The following is an 11,904-nucleotide window of genomic DNA, read 5'->3' on the forward strand; positions in this document are numbered from 1 at the left end:
ACAAGCCACTTAGGTGCCAAGGTGGCACCTAAGTAGGTCAGGGCCGCTTGGCGCGGCGCTTCGTCGCCCGTTCCGGTTTGCTGACGACAGTGGCGTCGCGGTAGGACTCCGCGGTGGTGGGCGACGAGCCGGGCGGCCGTTCGCGGAAGCTGTGCACAAGGGCGACGATGAGGCTGCGTTGGCGCTCGTCCATCATGTGGTAGAGATTCCCGAACTCGGCGGCCGACACGGTCGGCCTGCCCGCGCGGGAAGGGTTGTAGTTGTCCGGGTCGTCCGGATCGACACCGGCCAGTTCCATGACCTCCCGGGGGTCGAGGCCGACCGCCAGCGCGACCTTGGTGAGGGTTTCGGGCTTGGGCTTGAGATCGTTCTCATCCCAGCGGGCGCCCCGTTCGAGGTACTGCCACGCGGTGGCCGAGACTCCCGCCAAGTCGGCCGCCTGGTTGATGCTGAGGTCCATACGGTCGCGAGCAGCCGTCAGCAGGGCCCGAAGCGGCCATTCTTCGTCCGGGAGCGGCGGTCGTTTGCCGGTCATGCCCAGATGATTCACCACCCGCCCGGAAATCGGAGCACAACACCACCACAACCGAATTGTCGGCGATTGTTGTTGCCTTTGTAGGCAGTGTTTGCGGTCACTGGGACGGCAGGTCACCGCCTTTTGACCGACAAGGGGTGGTGGAAGACGTCGCGCGGGTCATAGGCGGCCTTGACCCGCTGTAGCCGCGGATAGTTTTCCTTGTAGTACAGGGTGTGCCAGGGGACGCCGGAGCGGTTCCACTCCGGGTCGAGCGCGTCGATGTCGGGGTAGTTGATGTAGCAGCCGTCGTCTACCTGGTTGGGCACGGGCATTCCGCCGGTCTCGGCGTAGACGGACCGGTAGATCTCGCGGGCCCACCCGACGGCGGCCGGGTCCTGGGCGGGCTCGGTCGAGAAGCCGAGGTAGAGCACCTTGAGGATGGAGTCGCGCTGGGGCAGCGCGGTGGCGTCCGGCGCGACCGTGTTCACCTTGCCGCCATAGGAAAGCAACTCCACCGCGCCGAACACGTTCTGGTCGTAGCTGGTCAGGTGGTGGTGGATGGCGTCGATCTGCCGATCGGTGAAGCAGCGGCGCAGGTAGGCGGCCTTCTGCTTGTACCGGCTGTCGTCGGAGACCTGCGCCTGGATGCTCTGGTTCGTCGCGGCGAACCACGGCATGGTCGTCACCGGTCCCGGCGTCGCGGGCGCGGGCACCCCCTCGGCGAGCGCGTCGAAGTAGTCGCGCAGCAGCCGCTCGCCGCCCGCCACGCGGGCCGAGACGGTGATGCCGCCGAGGCTCTTGGGCGGGAGGAACAGCGCGCTGAACAGGCCGGCGTACACCGAGTCCGGCGCGCTGTTGCGCTCATGCCACTCGCCGTGGTTGCGCACGATCCGCCGGAACGACGCCGCGGTGAGGTCGGACCACGCCCAGGTGCGGGAGCCGGTGGTCAGCGTCGCGGGCGGCTTGGGCAGCAGCCCGCCCGGGTCGTCGCCGGTGGCGTCCGGGGAGCGCATCCAGTACTTGGTGACGACGCCGAAGTTGCCGCCCCCGCCGCCGGTGTGCGCCCACCACAGGTCCCGGTGCGGGTCGTCCGGCTCGCGGGTGGCGACCACCGCGCGGGCGCGGCCGTCGCGGCCGACCACGACGACCTCCACCGCGTACAGGTGGTCCACGGTGGACCCGAACATCCGCGACATCGGGCCGTAGCCGCCGCCCTGGATGTGGCCGCCCGCCCCGACCGTGCCGCATTCGCCGCCGGGAAGCGTGACGTCCCAACCGAAGTAGAGCCGCCGATAGACCTCCTGCAGGGTCGCGCCCGGCTCGATGACGAAGGCGCGGCGGCTCGGGTCGTAGTAGACCGCGCGCAGTTCGCCCAGGTCGAGCACCACGTCCACGGCCGGGTCGCCGACGAAGTTCTCCTGGCAGTGCCCGCCGCTGCGGACCGTGATCCGCTTCCCCGCCCGCACGGCGTCGCCCACCGCGCGCACGACCTGCTCGGTGGACCCGACCACCTGGAAGTACTCCGGCCGCGCCGCGAACCGGTGGTTGACGCCCCGCCGCGCGAGGTCGGCGTACCTCGGGTCACCGGGCCCGATCACCACCGACCCCACCGACGGCCATCCCTTGCCGCCCACCGCGTGCGCCCCCGCCGCCCCCGGCGCCAGCACGGCGAGCCCACCCGCCGCCGCGGTCCCGGCCAGCAGCCGCCGCCGCGAAAAACCAGACGTGTCCCCCATCAAGCCACACTCCCCCTCAACCACGTGCCGCGACCTTCGCGGCCCCGCGACCGTAACGATCCGAGGTCTGCGACCGGGTCACTCGGCGGGTTGATCGCGAGTAAAGCCGAAAGGAGGACTCCGTGCTCGACATCCTGCTGATAGGAACCGGGCGGGCGACTCCGGTCAGACGAGGACGTTCTTGTGGAAGAGGTTGCCGCGGCGGTCGCCCGCCTCGCCGGAGGCGAAGCCGAGGAAGAGGCGGGGTTTCGCCCGCCGGGGTAAGGGTTGTCGTCGCTGTAGGCGGTTCCCTCCCGAAGCAGGCCGCCATCGAGCAGGCACCACCAAGACCCCTCAAACCACGAGAGCATGAACAGCGGTCGGAGCCGCCGCCCCCATGCGCTGATACGCGCACCAGGCAGCGGCAAGCCGCCGAACCCCCTCAGAAATGTCGTCCGCTGAAGCGGTGAACGGAATCCGAAGGCGATCAGCGCTGCCGCCTGCAGCCTCCAGCGCCGCCCCAGGCAGAACCGCCACCCCATGGCGAAGAGCCACCTGAGCGAACGCCCCCGCGTCCGCGCCAGGCAGCCTCACCCACAAGCACTGCCCGCCACCCGCCCGCTGAAACCGCCACTCCGGCAGCTCGGCGCCCAGCGAAGCGCACAGATGATCGTGCCGCCGCACCAGCTCAGCGCCCCGTCGCCCGCTCACCATGTCGAGCGACGGAAGCAGTTCGACCGCGGCGTACTGCTCCAGGGCGGCGCTGCCGAGGTCGTGGATGGCCTTGATCCGGGCCAGCTGCGCGATCTCGCCCGCTTCCGCTCTGATCCAGCCGGTGCGCAGCCCGCCCCAGACCGACTTGGAGAGCGAGCCGACGGTGAGCACCTGACCCGGCGCGGCGAACGCCGCGAGGTCGGGCGGTGGCGGGCGCCCGAACGACAGGCCCGCGAGCACGGTGTCGTCGATCAGTGGAACGCCGTGCCGGGCCGCCAGTTCCACCAGCGCGCGCCGGGCGAGGGCGGGCATCGTGGTGCCGGTGGGGTTGTGGTTGGTCGGGTTCAGGTACGCCAGCCGCGGCCGGGCCGCCAGCGCTTCGGCCCACTGGTCCAGCGGCGGGTCGTCGGCGGTGGTGCGGACGGTGGTGATGATGGCGGCGGCGTCGCGGAACAGCTCCAGGGCGCCGGGATAGGTGGGGGCTTGGACCAGGACGGTGTCGCCCGGGGTGAGCAGCAGGCGGGTGATGAGCGCGAGCGCCTGCTGGCCGCCGGTGGTGACCAGGATCTGCTCGGGCGTGGTCGGCACGCCCCGCTCGGTGTGGCGCTCGGCGAGCGCGACCCGCAGCGCGGTGTGTCCCAGCGGGTAGTAGCCGATGTCGTCGCTGCCCAGGGCCGGGAGGCGGTCGAGCGCGCGCCGGTAAGCGGCGGCCAGTTCCGGGGGCGCGCCGTAGGGCGCGGCGCAGGCCAGCGACAGGACGCCGTCGACGGGTTCGAGGAAGTTGAGGAACAGCGGGTTGGCCGTGCCCGGCCTGCCGGTGGGCAGCGCGGCGGGCGCGACCCAGGTGCCGCGGCCCTGGTGGCGTTCGAGCTTGTGCTCCTGGCGCAGCCGGTCGTAGGCGGCCACGACGGTGCTGCGGCCGACCGCGAGCCGGTCGGCGAGCACGCGGTCCGGCGGCAGCGTGGCGCGCGGCGGCAGCTGTCCGGTGTCGATGAGCTGGCGTATCCGCTCGGCGAGCAGCAGATAGAGCGGGCCGCGGCTGGACGACCAGCGCCCGAGTTGCGCGACCAGGCGGTCCACCGGCCAGGGTATTGGCTCCATCGTCAAACCAATCTACTCGCGATTGGCTCTGTCCGGCGCCCCCAGCCTGGGCCAGCCTCATGGCATGACTCCGCTGACCTCCGCTTCCCTGCGGCCCGAGACCAGGGCCGTGCACGTCGAGACGCCGTCGCTGTCGGACGCCCGGCCGATGAGCGTGCCGATCTACCAGACATCGAACTTCGCCTTCGACGACCCGGACGCGCTGGTCGAGGCGATGGCCCACCCCGACGGCGACTTCGTCTACACCCGCTACGGCAACCCGACGACCCATGCGCTGGAGACCGCGGTCGCCGGACTGGAAGGCGGCGCGGGCGCCGTGGCGTCGGCCTCGGGCACGGGCGCGATCAGCACGGTGCTGCTGGCGACGCTGCGCTCCGGCGACCATGTGCTCGCCCAGCGGCAGGTGTACGGCGGCACGTTCGCGCTGCTGACCGCCTTCGCCGACCGACTCGGCATCGAGGTGGGCTTCATCGACGGCGACGACCCGGCCGAGGTGGCCGCGGCCCTGCGGCCGAACACCAGGATGCTGTACCTGGAGACCATCGCGAACCCGATGACCAGGGTGATCGACCTGCCCGCGTTCCTCGCCGCGGGCAACGCGGCCGGGCTGACGACCGTCGTGGACAACACGTTCGCCACTCCCCTGCTGTGCAGGCCGATCGAGTGGGGCGCCGACATCGTGGTGCACTCGGCCACCAAGTACCTGGGCGGCCACTCCGACGTCATCAGCGGCGTCACGGTCTTCGCCGACGAGCGCCGCCGCCGCGAGGTGTGGCGGCACGCCATCGAACTGGGCGCCTGCGCCGACCCGTTCGCCGCCTGGCTGACGATCCGGGGGATCAAGACGCTGCCGCTGCGGATCAGGCGGCAGTGCGCGAACGCGGCCGTCCTCGCCGACCGCCTGGCCGAGCACCCCGCGGTCGCCTCGGTCCGCTGGCCGGGCCGGGCCGACCACCCCGACCACGCGGTCGCCCGCGGCCACCTCGCCGACTTCGGCGCCATCGTGGCCTTCGACCTGGTGGGCGGCCGGGAGACCGGGCAGAACCTGGGCAAGGGCGTGCGGGTCGCGCGACTGGCCGCCTCCCTCGGCGGTGTGGAGACCACGCTGGTGCACCCGGCGAGCACATCGCACCGCCAACTCGACGCGGAAGCGCTGGCCGCGGCGGGGATCGGCGAGGGCACGATCCGCCTGTCGGTCGGCGTGGAGGACCCCGACGACCTCTGGGCCGACCTCGCGCAGGCGCTGCCCGGCTGAGGACGCGCCCGCCCGGGAGCGGGGGTGGGGCTCCCGGGCGGGCGTTCGGCTACTTCTTCGCCGTGAGCGCGATGGTGATGGTGTTCTCCTTGCCGCCCACGAGCATGTTGATGATTTCGGTGTCGAATCCGCAGTCGGCGAATTTCGGGAGCTGATAGGTTCCGGTCAGCTTTCCGCCATTGCTGGGGTTGAACGCGCCAGCGGACTTGAGCTTGATCTGGACCGGGGCGGTCGTCTTGCAGTTCGGCAGCGGCATTCCCACGTCGAAGTGCCCGACCTCGGTGATAGCGACGCCGAAGTCCCCGGCCGCGGTCACCGCGTCACCCTGGAAAGTGCCCTTGAGGGCGCCCGCCTGGGTGATCTTGACCTTGGCGTGGGTGGGCAGGAAGCCGAACATCGTGAAGTCCGTCCTCGTCTCCGGCAAGTCGATCTTGCCGGTGAACTGGCCGGATTGCAGGTCGATGTCCACTTCGGTCTGACCTGGCCCCAGCGGCAGGCTCGCGCCGAGGCCGGTGATCGCCGTCTCGCCCGCGGTGGTGTAGGGAATCCGCGTCGTCGCGGCGTGACTGGGCGGCGCGGTGAGCGCGAGCGTGGCGCCAATGGCGAGAACGCCTATCGCCGCACCCACTGTGGTGACCTTTTTGCTGGGCATGACACGAGTCCAATCGTTGCTCGGGCAAGTTCCAGAAACTGCCTGGTACCTGAGGTACCGTACAGTTTCCAGATAAGCTCAGGCAAGCCCGGAATCAGCGGGAGGCGAACTTTGTCAGAACCTGCTCGTGTTGTCCGGTGACCTTGTTGGGACGGATGAGTATCCTGTGGCAATGAGTTCCAGGCCCTTGGCGACGACCGGCGACACCACCCGGCACCGCGCCGACAAGCGCCTGCCCAGCGGCAGGCATGGCTTGAGCCGGGCGGATGTGGAGTCCTCGCAGCGCGAGCGGATCATCATGGCGCTGTTCGACGCCGTGGCCGAGAAGGGGTACCCGGCGACCACGATCGGCGACGTGGTGGACCGGGCCGAGGTCTCCCGCCGCACCTTCTACGAGCACTTCACCAGCAAGGAAGCGTGTTTCCTGGAAGCGTTCGACGGGTCGATCGCGCACGTCGGCACGCAACTGAAGGCGGTGCTCGACACCCTGCCCAAAGACGACTGGCGCGAACGCGTCCGCCAGTCGTGGCGCGCGTTCCTCACCGCCCTCACCACCAGCCCGAACATCACCTGGTCCCTCTACATCGAGACGTTCTCCGCCGGACCGGCCCTGATCGAGCGCACCTCGGCCATCAACGCGGGCTTCGCCGCCATGTTCCGCGAACTGCACCGCCGGGCCCGCAAGCAGGACCCGACGATCCCGGAGCTGACCCCGGAGATCTTCGACCTCTACATCGGCGGCACCGCGGAGCGCATCCGCCACTGCCTGCGCACCGAGGGCGCGAAGGCCCTCCCCGCGCTCGAAGACCTCTTCACCGAGACGGCGCTGGCCCTGTTCGGCAAGCCTGCGAAGTAGCAGGCCCCAGACGCCGTGTGCCCGGTCACATTCAGCCGTGGATCATGGACACAGCTACCTACTGACCAGTAACAAGAGGGTGGGCTGTGTTCGCGGCTCACCGGTTTCCTCAACGATGGGTTGGTCTATGGCGACTCCTCCGACGACGTTCCTGCGAACGGGTGCGGGTGAACCGCTGCTGCTGTTGCACCCCTTCGTGTTGTCCCACCACGTGTGGGGGCAGGTCGCGGAAGGACTGTCGGACTCCTACGACGTGTACGCGCCGACGATGCGGGGGCACTGGGGCAGGCGGAGCTTCCGGCCCAGCCAGGTCGGCATCGGCGGGCTGGCCGACGACATCGAGGCCCAGCTCGACGAGATCGGCTGGGACACCTGCCACATCGTCGGGAACTCGCTTGGCGGCTGGGTCGCGCTGGAGCTGGCCAGGCGCGGGCGTGCCCGCAGCCTGCACGTCATCGCGCCCGGCGGCGGGTGGACCCGGTTCTCGTTCAACATGTTCTTCGTGGGCACCAAGTTCATGCTGCTCTACCCGTTCCTGGTCGGCGGGTTCTTCCTCGGCAGCCTGGTGTGCAAGATGCCGCCGCTCTACCGGCTCTTCCTGCGGATCGTGTCCGCCGACACCCGGGCGGTCTCCCCCGCCGACGCGGTCAACTTCATCCGCGCGGCCACGCACAACACCGGTTTCCTCGGGTTCATCTGGTCGGCGCTGTGGCTCGGCGGCGTCACCTGGCTCGCGGAGCTCACCCTGCCGACCACCCTCATCCTGTGTGAGAAGGACCGGGTGCTCGGCGCGCGCCGGTTCGGCAAGCTGTTCCTCGACCAGCTTCCCGAGAGCGCCGACCGGATCGACTTCCCCGGAATCGGCCACGTCCCCATGTTGGAGAACCCCAAGCTCGTGATCGACACTCTGCGCACGCAACTGGGCAAGGCGGTGTCCGGCGGCCAGACGGGCGCGGCCTGACCTTCCCTCTCGGATGGGTGAGAACGGCCGTGTCGGCAACCCCGCTCAAGTGACACTCGACGGGTGAGCGGAGCAGCCGAGGCCGTGCGGCGGATTTTGTCCGCCGCGGGGGAATCGGTGATCCGCTTTACCGCCACAATCTTTCGGATATCCATGTCTCTCTCCACCACGCGAAGGAGACAACCTGACCACCCGAAGTCAGGACCGCGGAGAAGACGAGAGCATCCCATTTCCGGGGTGGCGCCGAGCCCAGGACGGGTCCACCCGCCCCCGGGGCACGGGGGCGGGCAGACATCGCGCGCCGGTCAGACCTGGGGCACCTCCACGACCGTCCTGCCGTCGAGCGGCTGGACCGGGCGGGAATTGCCACTGGCGAACAGGCACCGGAACCGGGCGACCGTCGCCGCGGTCACGGTTTTCCCGGCCATCAGGAACCACCGCACGCCTTCGGTGTAGGGGTCGGTGGTGAGCGAGCCCTGGTACCGCAACGTGGTGTGCCGCACCGGAAGCAGTGTGGCCAGATCGACGTCGGGCACCGTGACCGCGGGGCCGCACTCCGGCGCGAGCCTGGCCAGCACATCGTCCACAGTGGAGCGCTGGCCCACGCGGAGCGGCACGCCGATCGCCAGCCTTTCCCCCACCGCGTTCTCGTGCACCAGGTGCATCTCCATCGGGTCCACGCGGCCGAGGAAGCGGTGCTCGGCGGGTGTGTGGAAGTGGAACTGCCGCAGGTCGTACCGGACTCCGCCGAGGGTGACGTGCGCCGCCCCCAGCGGCACCTCCGCTTCCTCGGTCTCCTCGGGATGGCGGGTGGCGCACCCGTTCGATTTGTCCGCGTCCCTGCGCCGGTAAGTCAACTCCAGATCAGCGCGCCCGTAATGGACGCGCAGGGGCGGCAGGGCCGGGTCCACCCTGATCGACCCTAGTGTGACATTGATCGGACTCTGATGTTTCAAGACCATTGTGAAAGCTCCCCCTAGCTGAAAAACAAACCGCGTGACAGCGCGGCACTCCATGCAAACTACCGCGCGCCGCCTGCGCGCCTCACCTGTTTTGACTAGATGTGCAGCCCGAACCAGCCTGCGGCTCACCTGAATCAGCGAACGGTCGCCGCCGCGCGCCGCCGCCTGCCGTGGACATCCCGTACTGGGCCGAACACAGAGCGTGTTCACCCTGCTCGCGGACCTGCGGTTGTTCCTCGGCGGCCCGGTGAGCGCACCGGCGAATTCGCTCGGCCGCTGCTAGAAAATCTGTCCGGAATGCTCAGTTGGCGCACCGAAACCGCGCCACCCCGCGTGGTTGAGGAATGTTCGGATATGGTGCGGGACAAGGGCAAACCGAGGGAGGCCAACGCGATGACACCGGTGACACCGCGCTACGACGCCGTCATCGTCGGGGCGGGTTTCGGCGGCATGGGCGCGGCGATCCAGCTCGACCGGATGGGCATCGGGAACTACGTCATCCTGGAGCGGGAGGACGACCTGGGCGGCACCTGGCACGTCAACCGCTACCCCGGGCTGGCCGTCGACATCGCCTCGGTCACCTACTCGTACTCGTTCGAGCCGAACCCGTACTGGTCACGGGTCTTCGCGCCGGGCGCGGAGCTCAAGCGCTACGCCGAACACGTCGCCGACTCCTACGGCCTGCGCGCCCGGATGCGGTTCGACACCGTGGTCGAGGGCGCGCGGTGGGACGAGGACGCCCACCTGTGGATTGTGCGCGTGCGCGGCGGCGAGCCGCTGACCGCGCGGTACCTGATCACGGCCACCGGGTTCCTCTCGCAGCCCAAGATGCCCGACATCCCGGGCATCGACACGTTCGCGGGCAAGGTGATCCACAGCGCCGCGTGGGACGACGACTACGACCTGACCGGCAAGCGGGCCGCGGTCATCGGCACCGGGGCGACCGCGGTGCAGCTCATCCCGCAGGTCGCGAAGAAGGTCGCCGAGCTCACCGTCTACCAGCGCACGCCGATCTGGGTGACGCCGAAGATCGACCGGCGCATCCCGCCGTCCGTGCAGCGGCTGTTCGCCCGCGTCCCGCTCACCCAGCGGCTGGCCCGGCTGGCCAACACCGCGCTGCTGGAACTGATCATGGTCGTCGGCGTGCTGCGCTACCGGCAGGCCCGCATCACCAACCGCGGCGCGGAGCGGATGGCCCGGGCGCACCTGCGCCGCCAGGTGCGCGACCCCGAGGTGCGCCGCAAGCTGACCCCGGACTACTCCTTCGGCTGCAAGCGGCCCACCTTCTCCAACAACTACTTCCCCACCTTCAACCGGCCGAACGTCCACCTGGAGACCGCCCCGATCGCCCGCGTCGAGCCGGACGCGATCGTCACAGCCGACGGGCGGGTGACCGAGATCGACACCCTGCTGCTGGCCACCGGCTTCAACCTGTGGGACGCGAACTTCCCGGCCTTCGAGATCATCGGCCGCACGGGCCGCGACCTCGGCGCGTGGTGGCGCGAGACCCGGTTCCAGGCCTACGCGGGCGTGTCCATGCCGCGTTTCCCCAATCTGGTCAGCCTCAACAGCCCGTACTCCTACAGCGGCCTGTCCTACTTCACCACCATCGAAGCGCAGATGGCCCACATGGCCCGCCTGTTCGGCGAGATGAAGCGACGCGGGGCCACCACATTCGAGGTCACCGAAGCGGCCAATGACGCCTTCCTCGACCGGATGACCACCAAACTCGGCGACTCGGTGTTCTACCTCGGTGACTGCGCCAGTTCGCGCAGCTACTACTTCAACCAGCACGGCGAGGCGGCCCTGCTCCGGCCGACCTCCACTGTGGACACGCGCCGCGAGGCAGGCCGATTTCCGCTGTCGGCCTACGAATACGCCTAGGTCCTGGCCCGCCGCGGAGCCCACTCGGGGTCGCCCCCGCACACAAGGCGTTCCAGATCGGCTCTCGGACAGGACGAGCGCCTGCGCGAGCGAGCGCCCCCGCGGTCGCGCTCAGCGCGCTCGAAGGTTTTCATGTTGAGCGTCACCGTCGACAACCGCCAGGCCACCGTCATACTCGCCCCCGCCCAGGGCGGCGGCTGGCACCTGGCCGCGGTGCGCGAGGGCGACAGCGACGCCACCTACGCGGGCAAGGCCGACCCGGGCAGTCTGGTGTTCGCCGAGCCGCAGATCCACGCCTGGTACCAGCTGAAGCTGGTCACGGTGCCGCCACTCAACGAGCAGGCACAGGAAGGACTGAACGGCTTCTCCAGCGGCTACGGAACCCCGGGCGATGAGACCGGGGGCGCGTGGTACCCGGCGCCGTTGCTCGTCGGCGGTGCGGGCGCGGTGCTCGCGCTCGTGCTCGTGGGCGGCGCCTTGCTTCTCCGCCGTCACAGGCGCCACACCACCGGCTGAGCCCGGGCCCCTTCGTCCCGGCCCGCTCGCCGGGTGAGCGCGGGCATGGGCCAGCCGGGTGGCGGGTAGCCCCACCCGGAAAGGAGGACGACATGACCAAGCAGCGGACCCAGGACAAGGGCGCCAAGGCGCCGGACAAGAGCCAGAGCGACCTGGCCGAGATGACGGTCGCGCAGCTGCGGGACAAGGCCCACGACCTGCACATCAGCGGCGTCCACGACATGCGCAAGGACGAGCTGGTCAAGGCCGTCACCGAAGCCATGGGCGGCGGGCAACGCGCGCCGCGGCCGCGTCGGGAGGACGAGGGCGGCGGTGGTGGCGTCCGCACCGGGAAGGACTCCTCGGACAGCCTGCGCTACTCCCAGGAGGTCACCTCGACCGACGACGAGCCGGAGCGGCCCGGCCGCAGCCTGGTGACCACCAGCCACGAGGTGATCCAGCGGTGGGCGCGCGAGCGCGACGCCGAACCGGCCACCGTCGAGGGCACCGAGCACGGCGACCACCTCGGCGTCCTGCGCTTCGACTTCCCCGGCTACGGCGGCCAGACGCTGCGCCGGGTGAGCTGGGACGAGTGGTTCGCCACCTTCGACGAGCGCGGCCTGAACTTCATCTACCAGGAAGAGCGCTCGGACGGCTCGCAGAGCAACTTCTTCCGGCTGGAGAACCCGGATCGTGAAGACGCGTGAACCCCGCCCCCGCCCCGCGCCGTCACGGCCGGGGCGGGGGCGTCCGTTCGAGTCATCTATGGAAAGCGGCAGTTTGGAACTCTCG

Annotated in this window: 11 protein-coding genes; 6 read left to right on the top strand and 5 right to left on the bottom strand. The window is 70.0% G+C overall.

The annotated features are described in order from the left end of the window. Positions 1-37: 37 nt before the first annotated feature. The 3 genes from BLS56_RS03005 to BLS56_RS03015 all read right to left on the bottom strand — a co-directional run bounded on the left by BLS56_RS03005 (position 38) and on the right by BLS56_RS03015 (position 4,047). Positions 38-535, bottom strand: coding sequence for a helix-turn-helix domain-containing protein (locus BLS56_RS03005; protein WP_091447935.1), 498 nt, complete (start codon positions 533-535; stop codon positions 38-40). 113 nt (positions 536-648) lie between these two features. Beyond that, on the bottom strand, positions 649-2,253 hold the full coding sequence (locus BLS56_RS03010; RefSeq protein ID WP_091447937.1) for an FAD-binding oxidoreductase: 1,605 nt from the start codon (positions 2,251-2,253) through the stop codon (positions 649-651). A gap of 333 nt (positions 2,254-2,586) precedes the next feature. Further along, positions 2,587-4,047 (bottom strand): aminotransferase-like domain-containing protein, encoded by a 1,461-nt coding sequence (locus tag BLS56_RS03015; RefSeq protein WP_091447938.1) that lies wholly within the window; start codon positions 4,045-4,047, stop codon positions 2,587-2,589. A gap of 64 nt (positions 4,048-4,111) precedes the next feature. On the opposite strand from BLS56_RS03015, the gene BLS56_RS03020 reads away from it, so the two are divergent. Continuing rightward, positions 4,112-5,302, top strand: a complete 1,191-nt coding sequence (locus BLS56_RS03020) for a trans-sulfuration enzyme family protein (protein WP_091447940.1) — start codon at positions 4,112-4,114, stop codon at positions 5,300-5,302. Positions 5,303-5,351: 49 nt separating this feature from the next. Here the strand turns inward: BLS56_RS03020 and BLS56_RS03025 are convergent, their stop codons facing one another. Then, positions 5,352-5,954 carry a hypothetical protein gene (locus tag BLS56_RS03025; RefSeq protein WP_091447941.1) on the bottom strand — a complete coding sequence of 201 codons (603 nt, stop codon included), beginning with the start codon at positions 5,952-5,954 and terminating at the stop codon, positions 5,352-5,354. Positions 5,955-6,126: 172 nt separating this feature from the next. On the opposite strand from BLS56_RS03025, the gene BLS56_RS03030 reads away from it, so the two are divergent. Then, positions 6,127-6,810, top strand: a complete 684-nt coding sequence (locus BLS56_RS03030; protein WP_091447943.1) for a TetR/AcrR family transcriptional regulator — start codon at positions 6,127-6,129, stop codon at positions 6,808-6,810. A gap of 127 nt (positions 6,811-6,937) precedes the next feature. Then, positions 6,938-7,771 carry an alpha/beta fold hydrolase gene (locus BLS56_RS03035; protein ID WP_175482635.1) on the top strand — a complete coding sequence of 278 codons (834 nt, stop codon included), beginning with the start codon at positions 6,938-6,940 and terminating at the stop codon, positions 7,769-7,771. Between the two features lie 305 nt (positions 7,772-8,076). Here BLS56_RS03035 and BLS56_RS03040 read toward each other — a convergent pair whose 3' ends face one another. Continuing rightward, positions 8,077-8,787, bottom strand: a complete 711-nt coding sequence (locus BLS56_RS03040) for a carbonic anhydrase family protein (protein WP_091447946.1) — start codon at positions 8,785-8,787, stop codon at positions 8,077-8,079. 339 nt (positions 8,788-9,126) lie between these two features. Between BLS56_RS03040 and BLS56_RS03045 the strand changes: the two genes are divergently transcribed. From BLS56_RS03045 to BLS56_RS03055, 3 genes are all read left to right on the top strand, one after another. Further along, complete coding sequence (locus BLS56_RS03045) at positions 9,127-10,617, top strand: flavin-containing monooxygenase (RefSeq protein ID WP_228771302.1); 1,491 nt, start codon at positions 9,127-9,129, stop codon at positions 10,615-10,617. Between the two features lie 135 nt (positions 10,618-10,752). After that, the gene (locus tag BLS56_RS03050) at positions 10,753-11,133 is read left to right on the top strand and encodes a hypothetical protein (protein WP_175482637.1); all 381 of its coding nucleotides are present in this window, start codon (positions 10,753-10,755) and stop codon (positions 11,131-11,133) included. A 92-nt stretch (positions 11,134-11,225) separates the two neighbouring features. Then, positions 11,226-11,819: a Rho termination factor N-terminal domain-containing protein gene (locus BLS56_RS03055; protein WP_228771303.1), complete on the top strand. Its 594-nt coding sequence runs from the start codon at positions 11,226-11,228 to the stop codon at positions 11,817-11,819. The last annotated feature ends 85 nt before the right edge of the window (positions 11,820-11,904 follow it).

The sequence above is a fragment of the Actinokineospora iranica genome (assembly GCF_900101685.1).
GTDB lineage: Bacteria > Actinomycetota > Actinomycetes > Mycobacteriales > Pseudonocardiaceae > Actinokineospora > Actinokineospora iranica.